Consider the following 22,851-nt stretch of genomic DNA (forward strand, 5'->3'; position numbering starts at 1 on the left):
GATAGGCAAATCAACGGTTGTGTAATTTCACAATCGACTAATAAATTTATAAGCATGGAGAGATGTCCGAGTGGTTTAAGGAGCACGCCTGGAAAGCGTGTATAGGGGAAACTCTATCGGGGGTTCGAATCCCCCTTTCTCCGCCATAGTCGTGCTAGACGGGGAGTTAGCGGTGCCCTGTACCTGCAATCCGCTACAGCAGGGTCGAATGCTTGCCGAGGCTTTATTTTGTGAGGCCTGGCCTATATAAGTGGCGTTGAGAGCTGGGTCCCACGCAACGAGAACTTATGAACCCCGTCAGATCCGGAAGGAAGCAGCGGTAAGTAAGACCTCTCGTGTGCCGTGGAACAACCTGGCTTGAGTTAACTGTATAGGTAACGCTCATAAAATACTGTCGAAGCAAGCTGCACGACTTTCTAATTTTTTGATAAAATATGAGATAAAATATAAATTGGAGAAATTCTCTGAGAATTTCAACCTTTATTTTACATTGTAAATTTTAAATTAAAACTTTTATTCATTTAATATAGAGTTTTGATAGAGCTTGAATTTTATGTGCGAAAGCTAAGTTAATAATAAATTAAGATTAAAAGGCTATACAAAACAGGAATTTCTATTTTGTATAGCCTTTATAAATTTTACTAACATGAATATGGAGCCTAAGTTCACGGTCATATTGGATGTTATTTAAAGTTTTTAAGTCTTAATGCATTTAATAGAACTGATACAGAGCTAAAACTCATAGCTGCAGCGGCTATCATAGGATTCAATTGTGGCCCACCAAATAATGTTAATAATCCAGCGGCTACAGGAATACCAAGAGTATTGTATCCAAAGGCCCAGAAAAGATTTTCTTTTATGTTTTTAATAGTGGATTTACTTAATCTAATAGCAGTGACCACATCCATAATATCATCTTTCATAAGCACTATATCTGCAGATTCTATAGCTACATCAGTACCTGAGCCTATAGCTATACCTACATCAGATTGAGCAAGGGCAGGAGCATCATTTATTCCATCTCCTACCATGGATACTTTTTTACCTTCTTTTTGAATATTTTGAACTTGTTCTGCTTTACCTTCAGGCAAAACTTCAGCTAAAACTCTATCTATTCCTACCTGCTTTCCTATGGCATCAGCTGTTTTCTTATTATCTCCTGTTATCATCACCACTTCTATACCCATATCTTGAAGCTTTTTCACTGCATATTTGCTATTTTCTTTAATAACATCTGCTACAGCTATAACTCCCTTAGCTTCTTCATCTATAGAAAGTATCATAGGGGTTTTACCTTCAGTGGCCAAAGTATCTAATTTATTTTTTAGAGCCTCTATGCTTATATTATTATCGTTCATTAATTTTTCATTACCTAAAAGTATGGATTTATTATTTATAGTAGCTTTTAGTCCATGGCCAGGTATAGCTGAGAAGTTCTTTACGTCCATAAGGGACATATTTTTTTCTAGAGCTGCATTTACTATGGCTTCACCTAAGGGATGTTCTGAATTTTTTTCACAAGATGCAGCATATAGAAGCAAATCTTCATCTTTTATATCCACTGAATAAATATCTGTAACTTTAGGTTTCCCTTCTGTTATAGTACCTGTCTTATCGAAGACAATAGTATTTATTTTATGAGCAGTTTCTAAGGACTCGCCAGATTTTATAAGGATTCCAAGTTCAGCTCCTTTTCCTGAAGCAACCATTATGGCAGTAGGGGTGGCTAGGCCTAAAGCACAAGGACAAGCAATTACTAAAACTGCTATAAATATAGTTAAGGAAAATATTAAATCTTTACCGGATATAAACCAAGCAACACCTGAGATTAAGGCTATAGTTATAACTGTAGGTACAAAGTAACCAGATATTATATCTGCTAGTCTTGCAATAGGAGCTTTAGAGCCTTGAGCAGTTTCTACAAATTTAATTATTTGTGCTAGGGCTGTATCTTTACCTACTTTAGATGCCTTAAATTTTATAGTACCATTTTTATTTATACTTGCAGCAAAAACCTTGTGACCTTTGCTTTTTTCCACTGGAATGCTTTCGCCTGTAAGCATGGATTCATCTATAGCGGTAAATCCATCAACTACTTCACCGTCTACAGGTATTTTTTCACCAGGTTTTACTAATATTATATCTCCTACCTCTACTTCGTCTACAGATATCTCTATTTCTTTTCCATCCTGCATTATAGTAGCTTTTTTAGGTGCAAGACCTATTAACTTTTTAATGGCTTCGGAGGTTTTACCCTTAGATTTAGCTTCAAAGTATTTGCCTAAGGTTATTAAAGTAATTATAGTAGATGCAGATTCAAAATAAAGATCCATGGCGTATTCCATGTGTCCCATACTGATTTGATACATAGCAAAGAATCCATAAATTATAGCAGCGGAGGTTCCTATAGCAATTAAAGAATCCATATTTGGACTACCTCTGAATAAAGATTTAAAACCTACAGTGTAGAATTTTTTACCTTTTGTAACTACAGGAATTACAAGAAGTAGTTGTATGAGGGCAAAATTCATAGGATTGTGCATAGGGTCTATAATGTGGGGTAAGGGCATTCCTAGCATATGTCCCATGCTTATTATAAGTAAAGGTACTGTGAATATAATTGAAATTATAAAATTATTTTTTAATCTTAAAATTTCTTTTTCTTTTCTCTCTTTATCCTTATCTACTGATGCATCCTTTTCCTCTATAGGGGAATAACCAGCTTTTATTATAGTTTGTTTTATAGTAGACAACCTTACTTTTTTAGGGTTATACTGCAAATTCAATTTTTCTGTAGCTAAATTAACTTCTGCACGAGATACACCATCTATTTTATTCACTGCTCTTTCTACAGCTTTGGCACAGCTGGCGCAGGTCATGCCAGATATACCTATAACTATTTTTTTATCTGTAATTTCTTCTTCTGCACCATAACCAGCCTTTTCTACTGCAGAAATTATATCTTCTTTAGATAATATATTTTCATCAAAGTTCACATAGAGTTTTTCAGAAGCTAGGTTTACAGAAGCCTCATTAATGCCTTCTAATTTTCCTACTTTTCGCTCTACAGCCCTAGAACAAGCAGCACAGGACATACCTGTAATTTTAAAAACTTTATTCAATTGGTATCCCTTCCTTTCTATAATTCCATCGCATATTTTCCTACGCCATTTAAATAAATTTTCGCATATCCATAAAGCTATGCATTCTTATTGATAATAGTATTGGAAAACTATTTGTCTAATATATTAAGTATTTGCAATAATGGTTTTAAAAATAAATCGCTTGAAAATAAATCATTTAGTAATTTTTTCTAACACCTTAATTATTTCATCAACCTTTTCTTCACCACTATTATTTAAGAATGCATCTTTAACACAATGGTTTAAGTGTTGTTTTAATATTAAATTGTTTGATTTCTTAAGAAGAGAAGATGCTGCTACTAGTTGATTAGATATATCTATGCAGTATCGTCCCTCCTCTATCATTTTTATAATGCCATCTATCTGACCTCTAGCGGTTTTTAAGAGCTGCATTGCCTGTTTTCTTTCTATATTCATTTTTATATTATCCATAAAAATTCTCCTTTCAGACCCCCTATATGGGGAGGGGGTATATTTGTATTTTACACCTTTAGAATTAACTAGTCAACTAAAGTATAAGAAGTTATTGCTTTATTCATACTGAAAGAATTACTTAAAATAAATTTTACTAGAGACTATTGTTTTAGTATAATAAAATACATATAAGTAAAAACTTATTAGTAAATTTAGAAGAAGGTGAATGGGATTGGCTTATACTGCATTGTATAGAGAGTGGAGGCCTAGAACTTTTGAAGAAGTGGTAGGGCAACATCATGTTACTATTACATTAAGAAATCAAATTAAAAATAATAGGATAGCACATGCATATCTTTTATGTGGTACAAGAGGAACAGGTAAAACCTCTACTGCCAAAATAATGGCAAAGGCAGTGAATTGTTTAAATCCTGTAGATGGGCAACCATGTAATCAGTGTGATATGTGCAATAAAATAAATGCTGGTATAGCTATAGATGTGACAGAATTAGATGCGGCTTCACATAATGGAGTAGATAAAATAAGGGATATAATTGATGATGTCCAGTATCCCCCTCAAGAAGCTAAATATAAGGTTTACATAATAGATGAAGTTCATATGCTTTCTATGGGAGCGGTAAATGCATTTTTAAAGACATTAGAGGAACCACCTAGTAATGTAATATTTATACTAGCAACTACAGATCCTCAAAAGCTTCCTATTACTATATTATCTAGGTGTCAGAGATATGATTTTAGAAGAATAAAAAGTGAAGATATATTCATAAGACTAAAAAAAATAGTAGATGAACAAGGTGTGTCTGCAGAGGATAAAAGTCTTTCATTGGTATCTAGAATATCAGATGGGGCCATGAGAGATGCACTGAGCATATTGGATCAAGCTATATCTATGGGAGATGGTAAGGTAGAGTATGAAAGCTTAATTAATATGTTAGGACTTGTCACTAATGATAATTTATTTAAATTAGTTGATGAAATAATAGATAAAAAAGTAGAAGAGTGTATAAAAATTATAGATGATATAGTATTTAGTGGTAAAGAAATTCATATGTTTACAAGAGATTTGATAAAGCATATGAGAAATTTAATAATGGTTAAGGTTACGGAAAACCCAGAAGAGGTATTGGATATGTCCAGTGAAAATATCCAAATGCTTAGAGTGCAATCAGAAAAGCTTAGAACTGAAGAAATCATGAGATATATAAGAATTCTTCAAGAGGCAGAAGAACAGACTAAATGGAGTAAACAAAGCAGAATTTACTTAGAAATGGCAGTAATAAAGATGTGCAAAATACAATATGATACTTCTAAAGAGATATTGTTAGCACGAATAAATAAGCTTGAGAATATTATAAATCATGGAAATATAAAAATAGTAGAAGAGGATTCTCATGATAATGTGGACAATAAAGTAAAAAGAATAGAGGAAAAAATAAAAGGAAGAGTAAAAAAGGAAGACAAAAATGTAGGTGAATCTAGAAGCATATATGTGGAAGAAATAAATAAAGATTCATCTTTAACCTTAGAAGCAGTAAGAAAATCTTGGAAAGACATATTAGAGGTATTTAAAGCTAAGAGAAAAATGGTAATTTACGCTTCTTTAATGACAGGCAGAGTTATTGCTTGTAGTGGCGGAATAATACAGATAAAGTATGATAAAGAATTTGCTTTTAATAAAAAAAGATTAGAAAAAGATGATAACAGAAAGATAGTGGATGAAATTTTTTCAGATGTGCTTCAGGAAAAAGTTAAAGTTATATATGTAGTAGATGAACAGGTTAAAATTAAGAAAACCCCAGAGGAAATATTAACTGAGAATTTTCCAAAAGAAATGATAGAGATAATAGATGAGTAAGTGTTGAATATGGTTATTGTTTAAAAAATTTGATATAATAAATGAAAATATTAAAAGAAAGGCGGGTGAAAAGCCTGGTTTGTGGTTAGATAATATAATACCACCATGCTAATTATTTTAATGGCATGAAAATATTGTACCACAAGTTTGTACAGTATTTAGAAATCGGGTGATGATTATGGCAAGAGGCGGATTCCCAGGAATGGGTGGAGGAAATATGAATAATTTAATAAAGCAAGCTCAAAAGATGCAAAAGCAAATGGAAGATATGCAAAAAGAGCTTGAAGAAAAGGAATTTGAGGTTACAGTAGGTGGTGGAGCTGTTACAGTAGTAGCTAATGGAAGAAAACAAATAGTAGATATAAAAATAAAACCAGAAGTAGTAGATGCTGATGATGTAGAAATGCTACAAGATTTAATTCTTTCAGCATGCAATGAGGCTTTAAGACAAGCGGAAGAGTCCACAGCTAATGCTATGGGCAAAATAACTGGAGGAATGAACTTACCAGGAATGTTCTAAAATTTATTACTATTAAGGATATAAATATATTAGAATATAGATAATACAAGTGAAAATTGCATAATGATAAAAATAATAAGGAAAGGAGACCGCTGGCTTACGGTATAGCGTTATTAAAATGCTATTATGTACACTAACCATTAATGTAAGTTTATCTTTGGATTAATGAATAATAAGTTTTAAGTAAAAAGCTTGGATATTTTTTAATTTATTTTCTTAACTTTGGATAAAGCAAATGATAAATTTTAAGCTTATTAATTATTACTATAAATCTAGGGTTAGACAAAGGATTTAGTGTATGAATAAAATCTATAAAACATAAGATTATGAGACATATATATTTATATGAATTAGGCACATTCAAATAAATAACAAGTCAGTATGCTAGTCTATTTTTTGCATACTGTGTCAGCAGAACCGCCGGTAGTCCTACCAAAGGCGGAAACTGCTTCTTTGTCTGACACAAAATATACCAGTGTCTTTGACTTGATATTTCTTTTTATGTACCTTATATAGATTTTATAAAGCTGAAGGAAGTGGATTTTTATCCTATAGCAATAGAAAAGCTAATAGAAGAATTTGCAAAGCTACCTGGAATAGGACATAAGACTGCTCAAAGACTTACATTGCATGTTTTAAATTTACCTAAGGAAGAAGTAGAGGGATTTGCTAGAGCTTTAGTAAAGGCAAGAGGAACTATAAAGTATTGCTCTGTTTGTGGTAATTTTACAGACACGGATCCTTGTGCTATATGTTCAAATCCTAGTAGAAACAAAACTATTATTTGTGCAGTTGAACAACCTAAAGACATAATGACTATGGAAAAGGTTAAGGAGTACAATGGAGTTTATCATGTACTTCATGGAACTATTTCACCTATGGCAGGTAGGGGGCCAGATGACATAAGACTAAAAGAACTTATACGAAGAATAAATGGAGATGTAAAAGAGGTTATAGTAGCTACAAATCCTAATGTGGAAGGTGAAGCTACAGCTATGTATATATCGAAAATATTAAAACCTTTAGGGGTGAAAGTAACTAGAATAGCTCATGGAGTTCCTGTAGGGGGAGACTTGGAGTATGCTGACGAAGTTACTTTATCAAAAGCTCTAGAAGGAAGAAAAGAAATATAGTAAGTGGAGTTATAAACTTCTCATTTAGTGTCAATAATTTAAATAGACGCTAGGTGGGGAGTTTTTCATTTATAGTAAGTATTAATTTAAAAGGAAGTGCTTTTATGAACAAAAAAAAATTTGGAGAAGGTATATTTAGTAGAATTAAGTATACTAAGGAACAAAGAACAATAATAGAGGGTTTAGAATTTGCTATGCAAGAATTAAAAGATGCTAGGGAATTTTTTCAGATGGCACACAACCCTGACTTGATTGATTATGCCATATATAGAGAAGCAGCGGCACAAGCTAAGTATATGTATCTTTTAAATGAAGCTAAAAACAAAAATATAAAGGTGAATGCATATTTGTTAATAGAAAGTGATGAAGTGGTTTAAAAGGGGAAGGGATCATTATGTATATAGTTAGTAGTAGACTGCAGAATTATTATATTAAATAATTATAGTAATATATTATGTAGAAGATGTATAATAATTACTATAAGCTATATGTATAAGGGCATTTTTTAGTAGAGTAGGTATAGGGGGGATAAGTTGTGGAGTACATAGGATATTTTTTAATAGGAATAGTATTGATGGTTATACTGGTAAAATTATTAGCATGGCCACTTAAAATATTATTAAAGTTAATAATTAATGGTGTATTGGGAGCGGTATTGCTAATTTTAGTGAATTTAGTAGGAGGAGCTTTTGGATTAAGTATAGGAGTGAATGCTATTACTGCATTAATAGCAGGTTTCTTTGGAGTTCCAGGAGTAATATTTTTAATAATATTTCAAAATCTACTATAATTTAAAGTACTTATAAGAAGTCCATATCATTAAAGAAAATAGATAGAGATGATAGGTTTACAAAATCTAATATATTTAAAAGAAGTCTCCCATCCTTTAAAGGTGGGAGATAAATGTTTAAATACAAGTTTAATATATAAAAAACTTTTCCTAGTGTATCAGTATATAAAATCATAAGAAAAATGAATAAAGACAGAGCAAATAAAGGATAATATAATTAAATAGGATAATATGTAATAAAAGCGTAAGTATATACATGATATTATAAAACACGTCGCTGAAATGTGACAAAGAAGTTCAACACAAAGCAAGTTTTTAAGATAACCTATAAGTTTAAAACGAACTGAAAAGTTAAGAAGAAGCTTAAAATATGTTGACAAGAAAAAAAATAAATGATATAATAATTAAGTCGCTTAAAGCGGCAGAGAAAACTGGTCTTTGAAAATTAAACAGAGATAAAGATGTAAATCATAAAGTCAGTGAATTTGAGTTTGAGATTAAACTTAAAATTGAGAGTTTGATCCTGGCTCAGGACGAACGCTGGCGGCGTGCCTAACACATGCAAGTCGAGCGATGAAATCCCTTCGGGGATGGATTAGCGGCGGACGGGTGAGTAACACGTGGGCAACCTGCCTCAAAGAGGGGAATAGCCTCCCGAAAGGGAGATTAATACCGCATAAAGTTATGGAATCGCATGGTTCTGTAATCAAAGGAGCAATCCGCTTTGAGATGGGCCCGCGGCGCATTAGCTAGTTGGTAAGGTAAAGGCTTACCAAGGCGACGATGCGTAGCCGACCTGAGAGGGTGATCGGCCACATTGGAACTGAGACACGGTCCAGACTCCTACGGGAGGCAGCAGTGGGGAATATTGCGCAATGGGGGAAACCCTGACGCAGCAACGCCGCGTGAGTGATGAAGGCCTTAGGGTTGTAAAGCTCTGTTATCTGGGACGATAATGACGGTACCAGAGGAGGAAGCCACGGCTAACTACGTGCCAGCAGCCGCGGTAATACGTAGGTGGCGAGCGTTGTCCGGATTTACTGGGCGTAAAGAGTGCGTAGGCGGATGTTTAAGTGAGATGTGAAATACCCGAGCTCAACTTGGGTGCTGCATTTCAAACTGGGCATCTAGAGTGCAGGAGAGGAAAGCGGAATTCCTAGTGTAGCGGTGAAATGCGTAGAGATTAGGAAGAACACCAGTGGCGAAGGCGGCTTTCTGGACTGTAACTGACGCTGAGGCACGAAAGCGTGGGGAGCAAACAGGATTAGATACCCTGGTAGTCCACGCCGTAAACGATGGGTACTAGGTGTCGGGGGTCCAACCTCGGTGCCGCAGTAAACACATTAAGTACCCCGCCTGGGGAGTACGGTCGCAAGATTAAAACTCAAAGGAATTGACGGGGGCCCGCACAAGCAGCGGAGCATGTGGTTTAATTCGAAGCAACGCGAAGAACCTTACCTAGACTTGACATCCCAAGAATACTGTGGAAACACGGTAGTGCCCTTCGGGGAACTTGGAGACAGGTGGTGCATGGTTGTCGTCAGCTCGTGTCGTGAGATGTTGGGTTAAGTCCCGCAACGAGCGCAACCCCTATTGTTAGTTGCTACCATTAAGTTGAGCACTCTAGCAAGACTGCCTGGGTTAACCAGGAGGAAGGTGGGGATGACGTCAAATCATCATGCCCCTTATGTCTAGGGCTACACACGTGCTACAATGGTCGGTACAAAGAGACGCAAGACCGTGAGGTGGAGCAAATCTCAAAAACCGATCTCAGTTCGGATTGTAGGCTGCAACTCGCCTACATGAAGCTGGAGTTGCTAGTAATCGCGAATCAGAATGTCGCGGTGAATACGTTCCCGGGCCTTGTACACACCGCCCGTCACACCATGAGAGCTGGTAACACCCGAAGTCCGTGAGGTAACCGTAAGGAGCCAGCGGCCGAAGGTGGGATTAGTGATTGGGGTGAAGTCGTAACAAGGTAGCCGTAGGAGAACCTGCGGCTGGATCACCTCCTTTCTAAGGAGAACATGAAAAGGAAGTCACCTTTTCGTAAATTATGACAAGTTCACTGATATCTCTGTTTAATTTTGAGAGACCAGATACAATGGTCAATTAACAATGAGCAATGATCAGTTAAGTGATTGATTGTAGAAGAAAATCTCTCAAATGAAGTTAAATACGTTAGTGTTTAACTAATGTTCTTTGAAAATTGCACAGTGAAGAAAAGTAGAAATTATTACAATTGTGATGATTTCACTGGAGAATCAATTAAAATAAACAATCAGTAACTAGTCGCTAGACAACTAACAAACTAGTAAACTGATAACAGGTCAAGCTACAAAGGGCGCATGGCGGATGCCTTGGCACTAGGAGCCGACGAAGGACGTGATAAGCTGCGATAAGCTGTGGGTAGGCGCAAATAGCCTGTGAGCCACAGATTTCCGAATGGGGCAACCTGCTCAGCTACGCTGAGTACTGTATGCTGAATTCATAGGTATACAGAGGCAAACCCGGGGAACTGAAACATCTAAGTACCCGGAGGAAGAGAAAGAAAAATCGATTTCCTAAGTAGCGGCGAGCGAAAGGGAAAGAGCCCAAACCTAAGTCTTCGGATTTAGGGGTTGAGGATAGATCATAATGTCTTAGATTTTCTAATCGAAGAGAGCTGGAACGCTCCACCACAGAAGGTAATAGTCCTGTAGGTAAAAGAAATATAAGTAAGATCTACTCCAGAGTACCACGAGACACGTGAAACCTTGTGGGAAGCTGGGAGGACCACCTCCCAAGGCTAAATACTACCTAGTGACCGATAGTGAAGAAGTACCGTGAGGGAAAGGTGAAAAGAACCCCGGGAGGGGAGTGAAATAGAACCTGAAACCGTGTGCCTACAAACTGTCGAAGCACTTTACATGTGTGACGGCGTGCTTTTTGTAGAACGAGCCAGCGAGTTATGGTATGTAGCAAGGTTAAGCACTTTTGGTGCGGAGCCGCAGGGAAACCGAGTCTGAATAGGGCGATTAGTTGCATGCTGTAGACCCGAAACCGAGTGACCTATCCATGGCCAGGTTGAAACGGAAGTAAAATTCCGCGGAGGACCGAACCGCGTTGGTGTTGAAAAACCATGGGATGAGCTGTGGATAGCGGAGAAATTCCAATCGAACTCGGAGATAGCTGGTTCTCCCCGAAATAGCTTTAGGGCTAGCGTCAGGTAATGAGTAATGGAGGTAGAGCACTGAATAGGCTAGGGGGCATATCGCTTACCGAACCTTATCAAACTCCGAATGCCATTTACTTTTATCCTGGCAGTCAGACTACGAATGATAAGATCCGTGGTCAAAAGGGAAACAGCCCAGACCATCAGCTAAGGTCCCAAAGTGTAAGTTAAGTGGTAAAGGATGTGGGATTTCTAAGACAACTAGGATGTTGGCTTAGAAGCAGCCACTCATTTAAAGAGTGCGTAATAGCTCACTAGTCAAGAGATCCTGCGCCGAAGATGTCCGGGGCTCAAACTTACCACCGAAGCTATGGATATACAATGTATATGGTAGGGGAGCTTTCTGTACGGGTTGAAGTCGTACCGTAAGGAGCGGTGGACTGTACAGAAGTGAGAATGCTGGCATAAGTAGCGAGAAATGAGTGAGAATCTCATTGGCCGAAAATCTAAGGTTTCCTGAGGAAGGCTCGTCCGCTCAGGGTTAGTCGGGACCTAAGCCGAGGCCGAAAGGCGTAGGTGATGGACAATCGGTTGATATTCCGATACCACCATGATCCGTTTGAGAAATGGGGTGACGCAGTAGGATAGGATGTGCGCACTGATGGATGTGCGTCTAAGCACTTAGGATGATTGAACAGGCAAATCCGTTCAGTCTTAAGTCTGAGGTGTGATGGGGAGTGAAATTTTAGTAGCGAAGTATCCGATTCCACACTGCCAAGAAAAGCCTCTATCGAGGAAAATGGTGCCCGTACCGCAAACCGACACAGGTAGATGAGGAGAGAATCCTAAGGCCAGCGGAAGAATTGTTGTCAAGGAACTCGGCAAATTAACCCCGTAACTTCGGGAGAAGGGGTGCCTACGAGAGTAGGCCGCAGTGAATAGGCCCAAGCAACTGTTTAGCAAAAACACAGGTCTCTGCTAAAGCGAAAGCTGATGTATAGGGGCTGACGCCTGCCCGGTGCTGGAAGGTTAAGGGGATTGGTTAGCGTAAGCGAAGCCTTGAACTTAAGCCCCAGTAAACGGCGGCCGTAACTATAACGGTCCTAAGGTAGCGAAATTCCTTGTCGGGTAAGTTCCGACCCGCACGAATGGCGTAATGATTTGGGCACTGTCTCGACAACAAATCCGGTGAAATTGAATTGGAGGTGAAGATGCCTTCTACCCGCGATTGGACGGAAAGACCCCGTAGAGCTTTACTGTAGCTTAGCATTGAATTTCGGTATTGTCTGTACAGGATAGGTGGGAGACTTAGAAGCAGGGGCGTCAGCTTCTGTGGAGTCATCCTTGGGATACCACCCTGACAGTATTGAAATTCTAACCGGAGGCCATGAATCTGGTCACGGGACATTGTTAGGTGGGCAGTTTGACTGGGGCGGTCGCCTCCTAAAAAGTAACGGAGGCGCCCAAAGGTTCCCTCAGCGCAGTCGGAAATTGCGCGCAGAGTGTAAAGGCAGAAGGGAGCTTGACTGCGACACATACAGGTGGAGCAGGGACGAAAGTCGGGCTTAGTGATCCGGTGGTTCCTCGTGGGAGGGCCATCGCTCAACGGATAAAAGCTACCTCGGGGATAACAGGCTGATCTCCCCCAAGAGTCCACATCGACGGGGAGGTTTGGCACCTCGATGTCGGCTCGTCGCATCCTGGGGCTGAAGTCGGTCCCAAGGGTTGGGCTGTTCGCCCATTAAAGCGGCACGCGAGCTGGGTTCAGAACGTCGTGAGACAGTTCGGTCCCTTTCCGTCGCGGGCGTAGGAAATTTGAGAGGAGCTGTCCTTAGTACGAGAGGACCGGGATGGACCAACCTCTGGTGCACCAGTTGTCACGTCAGTGGCATAGCTGGGTAGCTATGTTGGGAAGGAATAAACGCTGAAAGCATCTAAGCGTGAAGTCCACCTCAAGATTAGATTTCCCATAGCGTAAGCTAGTAAGACTCCTGGAAGACTACCAGGTTGATAGGTCGGAGGTGTAAGCATGGTAACATGTTCAGCTGACCGATACTAATAGGTCGAGGGCTTGATCAAAAAGATAGTGAATAGTTAAAGATTCTTCCACACTGTGCAATTTTGAAAGAACAATAAGTTCTTTCAAGGTTTAAATCTAGTATATAAAATTTATATACTATAACTTTAGTAAGCTAGTCTATTAGTCAGTTAAACTCTAGTCAACTAGCAAACTATAAAAGTGGCAGTGATAGAAATTTAGAGTAGGCAAAACTAGCCCTCTAGCACACTGGCACACTAAAAAGCATCTGGTGATTATGGCTTGAAGGTAACACCCCTTCCCATTCCGAACAGGACGGTTAAGCTTCAAAGCGCTGATGGTACTGCAGGGGAAGCCCTGTGGGAGAGTAGGTCGTCGCCAGGTTATTTGGCTCCTTGGTCAAGCGGTTAAGACACCACCCTTTCACGGTGGTAACAGGGGTTCGATTCCCCTAGGAGTCACCATTTTAATATTGTGCAGGTGTGGCGGAATTGGCAGACGCACTAGACTTAGGATCTAGCGCCTACGGCGTGGGGGTTCGACTCCCTTCACCTGCACCAATTATATTAAGCGGGTGTTGCTCAATGGTAGAGCGCCAGCCTTCCAAGCTGGACACGAGGGTTCGATTCCCTTCACCCGCTCCACTTATGATTTTTTATGCGTCTTTAGCTCAGCAGGATAGAGCAACGGCCTTCTAAGCCGTGTGCCAGGGGTTCGACTCCCTTAAGACGCACCATTCATTGGGATGTCGCCAAGTGGTAAGGCACCAGACTTTGACTCTGGCATTCCGTAGGTTCGAATCCTGCCATCCCAGCCAATAGAGTTTCTTATGAGAAACTCTTATTAAATTTTAATATATATTTTTGCGGAAGTGGCTCAGTTGGTAGAGCGCCACCTTGCCAAGGTGGATGTCGCGGGTTCGAGTCCCGTCTTCCGCTCCATATAAAATTATCTGACGTTGTATGTCAGATTTTTTTTGTTTATATATAAATTTGTTCTAATCTTAGTTATATCTAAGACAATTCTCATATTCTATAAAAATATTAAATAGAAAATATATATACTATTACATTTTTCTATAAATTGAAATCTTGACTATTACTTTATACTATAGTATAATTTGTAAATGTCGGATGAAATATGGCTCCTTGGTCAAGTGGTCAAGACTCCACCCTCTCACGGTGGCATCAGGGGTTCGAATCCCCTAGGAGTCATTTTTTACTTTTTTGAAATATTAGTATTGGGGTGTCGCCAAGTGGTAAGGCACGGGACTCTGACTCCCGCATCTCGCAGGTTCGAATCCTGCCACCTCAGCCAAAAAACTCTTGTTTTAAAACAAGAGTTTTTTTATTATACAGAGATTAACTTCTGTGTGTTTTAATGCTTTATTTTTTATGAGCAGATTCTGATGACGCAAAATAGACTGGCATAATGATTTGTTATCTATTTGAATGTGCCTAAATTGATAAATTTACTTTTATAGCAGTGTTGGCTCATATCTGATACAATTAAACATATAAGAAACAGAAAATATATAAAATTATTATCTTATGTGAATAAAATATATAAATTTGATGTATTTTAAACACAGAGTGTATATAATACTGTGGATAAATTTTAGATTAAAAAAAATATTGTTAATAAATATATAAGGAATGATTAAAAATGAAAACAGATAAGAAAATCATAAAAACTGAATTTATAAGAAGACCTAACAGATTTCAAGCCTATGTTTATATAGATGGACGAGAGCAGATGGTGCATGTGCCTAATACAGGTAGGTGTAAAGAGATACTTATACCAGGGACTACCGTGTTACTTAGAGAAGAAAATAATCCTACAAGAAAGACAAAATATGATCTAATAGCAGGATATAAAGGGAATAAGCTTATAAACATAGACTCACAGATTCCTAATAAAGTAGTAGAGGAAGCCTTGAAGGAAAAAAGAATAAAGCCTTTAGCAATGTATACAAATGTTCAACGAGAGAAGTTTTTTCAAAATAGCAGATTTGATTTTAAATTAACTGATAATAATGGTTATGAATATTATCTAGAAGTGAAAGGCGTAACTTTAGAAGATGAAGGGACTACAAAGTTTCCAGATGCGCCTACAGAAAGAGGAAAGAAACATTTACTAGAACTTATAGAAGCTAAGAAGAAGGGTTATGGAGCAGGAGTACTTTTTTTAATTCAAATGGAGGACGTTAAAAGATTTATGCCTAATGAAGAAATGGATAGAGCATTTTCGGAAGCGGTGAGATTGGCTTATTTTAATGGAGTAGATATATATGCCTATGATTGCGAAGTAGGTGAAGATTTTATAACTTTAAGGAAAGCTATACCTGTTGAGTTACAATAGATTCTCTAAAGGAGTCTTATCCGTCATTCTAAATTTTACATTTTTATTTTATAACTGCGAAAGTTGAATTATTAAATTTAAACATAAGTGATCTATGTATTATATAATGAGGGGGAGAAAAAATTGAAGTTTAAATATTGTCCTTTATGTGGGAGGAAGCTTGAAGAAAAATATAGTTGGGATGAAGGTGGGGTACCTTATTGTTCCCATGATAATATAATGTATTTCGACACACCTAAGCCTTGTGTAGTAGTAGCTGTTATTAAAGACAATCAAATTCTTTTACTTAAACAAAGTTATATATTTAAAAATTCTAAAGTGCTAGTTTCAGGATATGTAACAAATGGTGAAACGGTAGAGGAAACGGTGCATAGAGAGGTAAAAGAAGAAACGGGTATAGATATAGGAAATATAAAATATTTAGGCAGTAATTATTTAGAATCTAAGGAGATAATTATGCTTACCTATATGGCAGAGTATGTAGATGGAGAAATAAATAAGTCCTCAGAAGTTGAATGGGTAGATTGGAGTAATATAGATGATGCTTTATGTGAAATGTCAGAAGATGAGATAGGAAAAGGAGTAGTTAGAAAGGTATTAAGAGAAATTAAATATCCAGGGGACAGAGCTTATCGCTGTGACAGTGGAAACTGCAAACTATAAGAATATTGTGAAGCAAGTGCAATAAGAAAAATCTGTCTTTAAGTCCACAATAAATATATTTTATTAGACTGTTCGCAATACGCCAAGAAATTCTAATGTTTTCAAATTTCAATCCCCTAAAGCTTTCAAACTCGCTTCTGACGGCGCTCAAACATGAAAGCTTCTTAACGGGTATTGAAATTTGAAAACAAAGAATTTCTAAAGCTAGCTCAATAGTCTAAGAAAATATATTTATTGTTACCTTAAAGACAGATTTTTCAGTTCATGCATAGGCTATCAGAGGAGGAACACAGCTGAATAAAGGATGATTTTCCTCCGCTTCGCTATGGAAAATCTTTAATTTATAAATAGAAAGGCGCTCATAATATTTTTTAGGCGGAGCCTTTCGAAAAGTTATATGGTACCTATTAAAATAATAACTAAAATTCAATTGATTTTGCCGTAAGGCAGTTGTTTGTACAAATCAGAATTTGTAATTTAGACCAGGTAAGAGGTATTACTTCTTATCTATTACTTATTACTTATCTACAAGTTCTTATTTATCTAACAATTAAAGTTATATATTTTTATATAAATCCTAATCATGCCTACGTATTTAGGCTGGCTATCGCCAATAAAAAATTTTTAAGCCCTTAAAGAAAAGCTATAACTACTCCATTTAATGAAACAGTTATAGCTTTTTGTTATCCCATTTATTTAATTAAAGATTTTCCGTAACATAGTGGAGGAAAATCATCCTTTAGTAGGCTTCTCTCTCCAACCATAAACATATTAAACTAAAAATCTGATTTTAATGTAGTAATAAATGTGTAATTGGGGACTATTGAACTAGCCTTAGAACTTCTTATGTCTCACAGTTAAAGACCCGTTAAGAAGCTTTCATTGTTTGAGCGCCGTAAGAAGCGAGTTTGAAAGCTTTAGGGGCTTTAACTGTGAGACATTTAGAAGTTCTTGGCGTATTGTGAACAGTCCCAAATTACACATTTATTACGGAATTAAAATCAGATTTTCTTCAATGTATTATGTCTCAATATATTCTTAATGTTCTCTTACTACTTTAATTTCTAAAATATTGTCTTTATAAGCTATAGATGTTTCATCTGTCATCATTCCTACAAGAGTAAGTTCTGAATCCGTATCGTCGTTGCCTGTTAAGTTCCAATAGTATTCTTCTATTTCATGACATCTAGGGGCATTGAGCAGCTTTTTAGATACTTCTAGTGTGTTATCACTTAAATTTTCTATTTTTGATTTTATATGAATTAACGTTCTATGTTCTTCTGTTTTAACGTCTATTGACATGTCTTTACCGCCATTACTGTAACAAAAATTCAAAAGTTCACTAACTATTTTTATATTTCGTTGATTGTTGTGTTTCATTTCTTATTTATCATCCTTTCTAAAAGAGGTTATGAGTGGTATTAAAAATATAGCTACAATGCCTCCAGCAAAACCATTATTATAAAGATTTAGCCCACCGTGAAGAAAGCCTGTATTGGCTACTATACATACATGTATAAAACCAGCAGCAATTCCATAAGGCCATCCAAATTGACCAGCAATAGGTGCTAAAGTTGTACTAAATAGCGCGGAGAGAACCATTTGAGGTGAATTTATTTTCCAAATATTTAATAAAGAACAAAGGGTTGTTCCTAATACTATAGGTATGGTATTTTTAGGATGCTTACCAAAACCACTAAAACCAGCAACGGTGAATATTCCACCTATAGTAGGACCATTAAGGTCACCGCCTATTATTAGTATATATAGGGTGCATAGTATTCCTAGTATACCCATATTTACAAAGACAGCACCATCGCCATAAATTATATAAAAGTCAGATATAAGCCTTCCAGACTGTGTACATAATTCTTTGAATTTTTTAAATGAATGATTGTCTAAAGTATATCCAATAACGAGCATCGATGTAAAAAATACAAATAGTAATATTGCAAAAAGTAAATTATTGCCTGTAGACCATATTAGTCTTATTCTAAAATCTATTCCAAAAGCTCTAAGTATAGACATTAGAACGGTGCCTAATAGGCCAGCCGCGAAGCCTGTATTATAAAGATTATATCCTTGATGCAGTTTTAAACAATAGGAAGTTATGGAGGGCAAAATAAATCCAACAAGAATTCCAAAGCAAATGCCTATAATAAGAGCTCCTACTTGAGAAAAATTAGAAGTATATTTAAACTGAGTTACTGTAGGAGAAAGAGTAGTTGCAAATAAAGCAATAAGTACATAATTTAAAAATGGTTCCTTTTGATATTTTGAATACAGCCAGACTCCTAAGAAAATAGGCCATACATTTAAAATGTTTTTTCCGAAAAAGGCAAAGCCCGTTATAGTGGACAGAGCAGCTATGGTTGAGCCATTAGGTTTGATTCCTACATATACAAGAATGCCTATACACATAAGTGAAAGTAGAGCCGAATTTACAAAAGTAGCACCTATGCCACCAATTGCAATATAGTCTGTTATAAGTATGTCTGATTCTAGAATAATTGACTTTAATCCATTAAATATATTATAGGGAGTGTCTATTATAAAAGCAAATAACATAAAAGCAATATAATAAGCTATTAATATATAATAGGTCTTAAAAATTTTCCTTTTAACTACATTTTTCATAGGAATCCCCCAATCATATAATAAAGTAATTTTATTATACAATAAATTACTTTAACAGAGTAATAGTTTTAAAGTATTTAAGGAATTTTCTAGTCTTTAAGTGAAAAAATATAAAAACTATTATATAATTAAAGGTGTTATATATAGTAATATCTCAAAATGATTACATTAATACAAAATAAAAAAAGAATCTTTATAAACATTATATTTATAAGAGTTCTTATAAAAATATATTAGAGCAAGAGAGGAATTAAAATGAAGGTTATACCTAAAAATTGTGAAAGTTGCCCAGAATATATAAAAGGTGAGTGTGATACTTTAACAGATAAGTGTATGTGTAAAAGATGCCCTAGAAATTTACCAGAGTGCTTAATAACTAGATATTGCAGAGAGACAGAATCTGTATTATCTTATGGAAGGAACAACTAAATAATTATAAGCAAATAAATGATTTTTTTTCATTTATATATAGAGAAACACAAATATAAATTAGGGGGTTATAATTATATGGAATTTGAAACAAAGCTTGGAGAATTTAAAGATTATTTAAGAAAAGTTGAATATTTAGGTTGTGCAACTAGTGTACTATATTGGGATATGAGAGTTTATGTACCTAAGAAAGGAGTTCCATATAGAAGTGAGGTTTTAGGGTATTTATCCGGAGAACTTTATAAGCTCACTACCAGCAATGAAATGAAAGCATTTTTAGACTATTTTTCTAAATTTGATGATTTAGATACTGTAACTAAAGCCATGGTAGAAGATGCCAAAAAACAATATGATCAGACTAAAAAAATACCGGAGGATAAATATAAAGAGTATACAATACTTACTTCTAATGCAGAGTCAGCATGGCAAGAGGCAAAGGAGAAAAATGATTTTTCTATATTTGAGCCTTATTTAGAAAAAATAGTGGAATTTAAAAAAGAATTTATAGAATATTGGGGATATAAAGATAATAAATACGATACTTTGTTAGATTTCTTCGAGCCAGGAATAACAGTTGAGAAGTTAGATGAAGTATTTAAAGAATTAAGAGATGCCATAATAGCATTACTTAACAAAATAAATAACAGCAGTGTTAAAGTAGATAAGAATATTTTAACTAAAGAAATAGACATTGTAAGACAGGATAAATTTTCAAAAGAAGTTTTAGAAAAACTAGAATATGATTTTGAAGCAGGAAGAGTAGATGAAACAGAGCATCCATTTACTATTGAATTTGGCAACAAGGATGTTAGAATAACAACGCATTACTTTAAAAATAATTTTATAAGCGGACTTTTAAGTAACATACATGAAGGTGGTCATGCTATATATGAACAGGACGTACCTGACAGTTTAAGAGCAACAGGATTAGCCTCAGGAGCATCTATGGGTATACATGAGTCCCAGTCAAGATTTTATGAAAATATTTTAGCCAGAGGAAAAGAATTTTGGAAATACTTCTATCCTATACTTCAAGAAAGATTCCCAGAATATAAAGAAGTTCCTTTTGTAGAGTTTTTTAAGGCTATAAATTTAGTAGAACCATCACTTATAAGAACAGAAGCAGATGAACTTACTTATAGCCTTCATGTAATAATAAGATATGAAATAGAGAAAATGCTTATAAATGGAAAAATCCAAGTTAAGGACTTGCCAAGAGTTTGGAATGAAAAATATAAGGAATATTTAGGAGTAGAACCTTCTATTGACTCTGAAGGAGTTCTTCAGGATGTACACTGGGCAGGAGGAGATTTTGGATATTTCCCAAGTTATGCTTTAGGAAATTTATATGGAGCTCAATTCTTAAATAAGATGAGAGATGATATTAAGGATCTAGATGAGCAAATAGAAAAAGGAAACTTTGGTGTAATTCATAGTTGGTTAAAGGAAAATGTTCATAAGCATGGAGCTGTATACAAGCCTTCAGAATTGATTAAAATGGTTACAGGTGAAGAATTAACTGCTAAGTACTTTATAGAATATTTAAATAAAAAATATGCTGGAGTATATGATATCTAGAATTGATTTAGATTTTTTGTGAATTTAAGTTAAACTGAATAATAAGAGTTGCCGTTAAATTTCTTATGGATTTAAAGACAACTCTTATTTTTTATGTATAATAATTAGGCATTATAGAATGAAGCAAATAGGTTTAGTTTAAAAATGGTGATTATATTTTGAATTAAATATAGAAAAGATACAAATAATAAGTGTAAATATAGAAAATATAGATGAAAGAGGTACAGGATTTTAAAGTTCTAATGCTAAATACAAAAGAGTGTTTAAAATTTTGTATATTTGCTGGTCTAATACTTAATGTAAATAGAAGAAAGGAGATTTGTGCTTATGGTTTCTAATGAATTAAAGATGCGCATAGGAGAAAATTGTCCAGGATATGTTTCAAGAAACACGGGTTTTATGTCTAGTTCTAGTGAATTAGCAGAGAGTTGCAATAATTGTGCTAATTTTGTAAGAGGAAGATGCATTAAAGACTTATTTGATAAAGTAAGGGAAGAAATAAGACAAAACTAAATTCACTAATAAAACTTGAAATACTAATTTATATATAATAAATAGAAAGGAGTGGGGTTAAGTTTTACAAGTTTCTTAACCAGATGTATATATGACTGAAATGTCTAATATGTTCGAACTTATGAGTGTGGGAAGTAACTGTCCTGAATTTTCTCCAACGGAGGGTGGATTAGTTTCCAGTGTTGGAAGTAGTATGAGCAAAAGCTGCGCGAAGTGTAAACACTTTAAAAATTATAAGTGTGATATCGATGTTTATGATAAAGTAGTCGCAGGGTTAGATCAGGCATAGAATTTAAAAAAATTAATGGTAATTTATGCATAATAAAGAAGGTGTAAAATCACCTTCTTTATTATATTTACATGCATTACTTTGAGCTTTTTCAAATGTTGAGAAAATTTAAACAAAGTGATAAAATTTAAATGTGGGATTATATTCAATTTTAACAAATGAATGAATAGAAACTGGCATTTGTCAGAATGTGGGGGTTGTATATGAATAAGAAAAGATTTATGACTGGCTCAGCACAAGTTAAGGAAGAGGTATTGCAGAAAATGGCTATGCCGTTGGTAGGACATGGCAGCGAAAATGCCTGTGAGCTTCAAGAAAGGGTAGTTTATAAGTTAAAAAGAATATTTAATACGGACGAGGCTATATTATTGTCTTCATTTTCAGGTAGTGGACTTATGGAAGGTGCTGTACGTTCTTGTACTAGAAAGAGGGCAGCTATTTTTTCTATAGGTAATTTTGGAAACAGATGGTACGAAATAGCAACAGCTAACAATATACCAGTTGATTTATATGAAATAGAGTGGGGAGGAGCTATTAATGCAGAATTTGTAGATGAAGTTTTATCCACTGGAAAATATGATTTAATGGCTATAACTCACAATGAGACTTCTACAGGGATTGTTAATCCTATAGAGGAAATGGAAGGTATAATAAAGAAGTATCCAGAAATAGTGTGGTGTGTGGATGCAGTAAGTTCTTTTGGTGGTACTAAGATAGAAGTAGATAAGTTAGGTATAGATATTTGTATAACATCTACTGAAAAAGCATTAGCGCTACCTGCGGGTATGTCCATGTGTTCATTTTCCAGAAAAGCTATAGAAAGAGCAAATAAAATAACTCATAGAGGATATTATTTGGATTTACTTAATATATATGAGCACGCTATAAGAAATAAGTGCCAATATCCTTTTACCCCAGCAATATCTTATATGTATGGACTAGATTATCAATTAGATAATATAATAAAAGAAGGTTTAGATCACAGATATAAGCGACACGAGGAAATGTCTAAAGTGGTTAAAAACTGGGCAGAAAAGAATTTTGAGATATTTGGAGATAAGAATCATTTATCTAAAACTATAACAGTTATTAAAAATACTAGAAATGTAAATATAGAAGGGTTAAACAAGAAATTAAAAGAAAGAGGATTTGCTATATCCAATGGTTATGGCAAGTTGAAAGAAAAGACTTTTGGAATAGGACACATGGGAGATGCCACGGTTCAGGAAGTTCAAGAGCTGTTATCAAATATAGACGATATTATAAGAATTTAGCAAAATAAGTAATTATATTTTAGCTAGAGAATATAAAAA

The 22,851-nt window shown here is 35.5% G+C and carries 16 protein-coding genes, 9 tRNA genes, 3 rRNA genes and 1 other RNA gene; 25 read left to right on the forward strand and 4 right to left on the reverse strand.

Annotation, left to right across the window (positions count from 1 at the left end):
• Window positions 1-56 precede the first annotated feature (56 nt).
• Together CC89_RS14730 and ffs are read left to right on the forward strand one after the other, a co-directional pair.
• A tRNA-Ser gene (locus CC89_RS14730) sits at window positions 57-146 on the forward strand.
• 3 nt (window positions 147-149) lie between these two features.
• An RNA gene (gene ffs, locus CC89_RS20055) (signal recognition particle sRNA large type) lies at window positions 150-412 on the forward strand.
• 271 nt (window positions 413-683) lie between these two features.
• On the opposite strand, the gene CC89_RS14735 is transcribed toward ffs, so the two are convergent.
• Together CC89_RS14735 and CC89_RS14740 are read right to left on the reverse strand one after the other, a co-directional pair.
• The gene (locus CC89_RS14735) at window positions 684-3,122 is read right to left on the reverse strand and encodes a heavy metal translocating P-type ATPase (protein WP_035293349.1); all 2,439 of its coding nucleotides are present in this window, start codon (window positions 3,120-3,122) and stop codon (window positions 684-686) included.
• A 174-nt stretch (window positions 3,123-3,296) separates the two neighbouring features.
• The gene (locus CC89_RS14740; RefSeq protein ID WP_035293674.1) at window positions 3,297-3,560 is read right to left on the reverse strand and encodes a metal-sensing transcriptional repressor; all 264 of its coding nucleotides are present in this window, start codon (window positions 3,558-3,560) and stop codon (window positions 3,297-3,299) included.
• A 229-nt stretch (window positions 3,561-3,789) separates the two neighbouring features.
• Between CC89_RS14740 and dnaX the strand changes: the two genes are divergently transcribed.
• From dnaX to CC89_RS14830, 18 genes are all read left to right on the forward strand, one after another.
• Entirely contained in the window at window positions 3,790-5,433 is a 1,644-nt protein-coding gene (dnaX, locus tag CC89_RS14745; protein ID WP_035293676.1) for a DNA polymerase III subunit gamma/tau, read from the forward strand.
• A gap of 178 nt (window positions 5,434-5,611) precedes the next feature.
• The gene (locus tag CC89_RS14750) at window positions 5,612-5,953 is read left to right on the forward strand and encodes a YbaB/EbfC family nucleoid-associated protein (protein WP_035293350.1); all 342 of its coding nucleotides are present in this window, start codon (window positions 5,612-5,614) and stop codon (window positions 5,951-5,953) included.
• A 536-nt stretch (window positions 5,954-6,489) separates the two neighbouring features.
• Window positions 6,490-7,086 carry a recombination mediator RecR gene (recR, locus tag CC89_RS14755; protein ID WP_035293351.1) on the forward strand — a complete coding sequence of 199 codons (597 nt, stop codon included), beginning with the start codon at window positions 6,490-6,492 and terminating at the stop codon, window positions 7,084-7,086.
• A 104-nt stretch (window positions 7,087-7,190) separates the two neighbouring features.
• Entirely contained in the window at window positions 7,191-7,463 is a 273-nt protein-coding gene (locus CC89_RS14760) for a DUF2508 family protein (RefSeq protein WP_035293352.1), read from the forward strand.
• 158 nt (window positions 7,464-7,621) lie between these two features.
• On the forward strand, window positions 7,622-7,876 hold the full coding sequence (locus CC89_RS14765) for a pro-sigmaK processing inhibitor BofA family protein (RefSeq protein ID WP_035293353.1): 255 nt from the start codon (window positions 7,622-7,624) through the stop codon (window positions 7,874-7,876).
• Between the two features lie 505 nt (window positions 7,877-8,381).
• Window positions 8,382-9,892 (forward strand): 16S ribosomal RNA (locus CC89_RS14770).
• A 312-nt stretch (window positions 9,893-10,204) separates the two neighbouring features.
• Window positions 10,205-13,109: ribosomal RNA gene (locus CC89_RS14775) — 23S ribosomal RNA — on the forward strand.
• A gap of 226 nt (window positions 13,110-13,335) precedes the next feature.
• A 5S ribosomal RNA gene (gene rrf / locus CC89_RS14780) occupies window positions 13,336-13,452 on the forward strand.
• The 16S, 23S and 5S rRNA genes sit together here with 8 tRNA genes alongside, the layout of an rRNA operon.
• Before the next feature lie 5 nt (window positions 13,453-13,457).
• A tRNA-Glu gene (locus CC89_RS14785) sits at window positions 13,458-13,532 on the forward strand.
• A gap of 12 nt (window positions 13,533-13,544) precedes the next feature.
• Window positions 13,545-13,628, forward strand: a tRNA-Leu gene (locus CC89_RS14790).
• A 10-nt stretch (window positions 13,629-13,638) separates the two neighbouring features.
• Window positions 13,639-13,712, forward strand: a tRNA-Gly gene (locus CC89_RS14795).
• A gap of 15 nt (window positions 13,713-13,727) precedes the next feature.
• A tRNA-Arg gene (locus tag CC89_RS14800) sits at window positions 13,728-13,804 on the forward strand.
• Window positions 13,805-13,809: 5 nt separating this feature from the next.
• Window positions 13,810-13,885, forward strand: a tRNA-Gln gene (locus CC89_RS14805).
• Between the two features lie 48 nt (window positions 13,886-13,933).
• Window positions 13,934-14,009 (forward strand) — tRNA-Gly (locus tag CC89_RS14810).
• Between the two features lie 201 nt (window positions 14,010-14,210).
• Window positions 14,211-14,282, forward strand: a tRNA-Glu gene (locus CC89_RS14815).
• Window positions 14,283-14,309: 27 nt separating this feature from the next.
• Window positions 14,310-14,385: transfer RNA gene (locus tag CC89_RS14820), tRNA-Gln, on the forward strand.
• A gap of 348 nt (window positions 14,386-14,733) precedes the next feature.
• Window positions 14,734-15,429 carry a DNA/RNA nuclease SfsA gene (gene sfsA / locus CC89_RS14825; protein WP_035293354.1) on the forward strand — a complete coding sequence of 232 codons (696 nt, stop codon included), beginning with the start codon at window positions 14,734-14,736 and terminating at the stop codon, window positions 15,427-15,429.
• Window positions 15,430-15,552: 123 nt separating this feature from the next.
• Window positions 15,553-16,092 carry an NAD(+) diphosphatase gene (locus CC89_RS14830; protein WP_035293355.1) on the forward strand — a complete coding sequence of 180 codons (540 nt, stop codon included), beginning with the start codon at window positions 15,553-15,555 and terminating at the stop codon, window positions 16,090-16,092.
• Between the two features lie 1,038 nt (window positions 16,093-17,130).
• On the opposite strand, the gene CC89_RS14835 is transcribed toward CC89_RS14830, so the two are convergent.
• Entirely contained in the window at window positions 17,131-17,472 is a 342-nt protein-coding gene (locus tag CC89_RS14835; RefSeq protein WP_035293356.1) for a hypothetical protein, read from the reverse strand.
• A 3-nt stretch (window positions 17,473-17,475) separates the two neighbouring features.
• Window positions 17,476-18,729 carry a DUF1576 domain-containing protein gene (locus tag CC89_RS14840; RefSeq protein ID WP_035293357.1) on the reverse strand — a complete coding sequence of 418 codons (1,254 nt, stop codon included), beginning with the start codon at window positions 18,727-18,729 and terminating at the stop codon, window positions 17,476-17,478.
• Window positions 18,730-18,984: 255 nt separating this feature from the next.
• Between CC89_RS14840 and CC89_RS20635 the strand changes: the two genes are divergently transcribed.
• From CC89_RS20635 to CC89_RS14865, 5 genes are all read left to right on the forward strand, one after another.
• The gene (locus CC89_RS20635) at window positions 18,985-19,158 is read left to right on the forward strand and encodes a hypothetical protein (RefSeq protein ID WP_035293358.1); all 174 of its coding nucleotides are present in this window, start codon (window positions 18,985-18,987) and stop codon (window positions 19,156-19,158) included.
• Between the two features lie 78 nt (window positions 19,159-19,236).
• Window positions 19,237-20,736, forward strand: a complete 1,500-nt coding sequence (locus tag CC89_RS14850) for a carboxypeptidase M32 (RefSeq protein ID WP_035293359.1) — start codon at window positions 19,237-19,239, stop codon at window positions 20,734-20,736.
• 327 nt (window positions 20,737-21,063) lie between these two features.
• Window positions 21,064-21,249, forward strand: coding sequence for a hypothetical protein (locus CC89_RS14855; protein ID WP_035293360.1), 186 nt, complete (start codon window positions 21,064-21,066; stop codon window positions 21,247-21,249).
• A gap of 91 nt (window positions 21,250-21,340) precedes the next feature.
• Window positions 21,341-21,538: a hypothetical protein gene (locus CC89_RS14860; RefSeq protein ID WP_051931816.1), complete on the forward strand. Its 198-nt coding sequence runs from the start codon at window positions 21,341-21,343 to the stop codon at window positions 21,536-21,538.
• A gap of 203 nt (window positions 21,539-21,741) precedes the next feature.
• Entirely contained in the window at window positions 21,742-22,812 is a 1,071-nt protein-coding gene (locus CC89_RS14865; protein ID WP_035293361.1) for a pyridoxal-phosphate-dependent aminotransferase family protein, read from the forward strand.
• The last annotated feature ends 39 nt before the right edge of the window (window positions 22,813-22,851 follow it).

This window comes from Clostridium sp. KNHs214 (genome assembly GCF_000744935.1).
GTDB lineage: Bacteria > Bacillota > Clostridia > Clostridiales > Clostridiaceae > Haloimpatiens.

Bases quoted from the DNA above. Each gene is read 5' to 3' on its own strand.
- CC89_RS14740 (WP_035293674.1), bottom strand. From the start codon at position 3,560: ATGAATATAGAAAGAAAACAGGCAATGCAGCTCTTAAAAACCGCTAGA.
- CC89_RS14750 (WP_035293350.1), top strand. From the start codon at position 5,612: ATGGCAAGAGGCGGATTCCCAGGAATGGGTGGAGGAAATATGAATAAT.
- CC89_RS14760 (WP_035293352.1), top strand. From the start codon at position 7,191: ATGAACAAAAAAAAATTTGGAGAAGGTATATTTAGTAGAATTAAGTAT.
- sfsA (WP_035293354.1), top strand. From the start codon at position 14,734: ATGAAAACAGATAAGAAAATCATAAAAACTGAATTTATAAGAAGACCT.
- CC89_RS14835 (WP_035293356.1), bottom strand. From the start codon at position 17,472: ATGAAACACAACAATCAACGAAATATAAAAATAGTTAGTGAACTTTTG.
- CC89_RS14840 (WP_035293357.1), bottom strand. From the start codon at position 18,729: ATGAAAAATGTAGTTAAAAGGAAAATTTTTAAGACCTATTATATATTA.
- CC89_RS20635 (WP_035293358.1), top strand. From the start codon at position 18,985: ATGAAGGTTATACCTAAAAATTGTGAAAGTTGCCCAGAATATATAAAA.
- CC89_RS14850 (WP_035293359.1), top strand. From the start codon at position 19,237: ATGGAATTTGAAACAAAGCTTGGAGAATTTAAAGATTATTTAAGAAAA.
- CC89_RS14855 (WP_035293360.1), top strand. From the start codon at position 21,064: ATGGTTTCTAATGAATTAAAGATGCGCATAGGAGAAAATTGTCCAGGA.
- CC89_RS14860 (WP_051931816.1), top strand. From the start codon at position 21,341: ATGACTGAAATGTCTAATATGTTCGAACTTATGAGTGTGGGAAGTAAC.
- CC89_RS14865 (WP_035293361.1), top strand. From the start codon at position 21,742: ATGAATAAGAAAAGATTTATGACTGGCTCAGCACAAGTTAAGGAAGAG.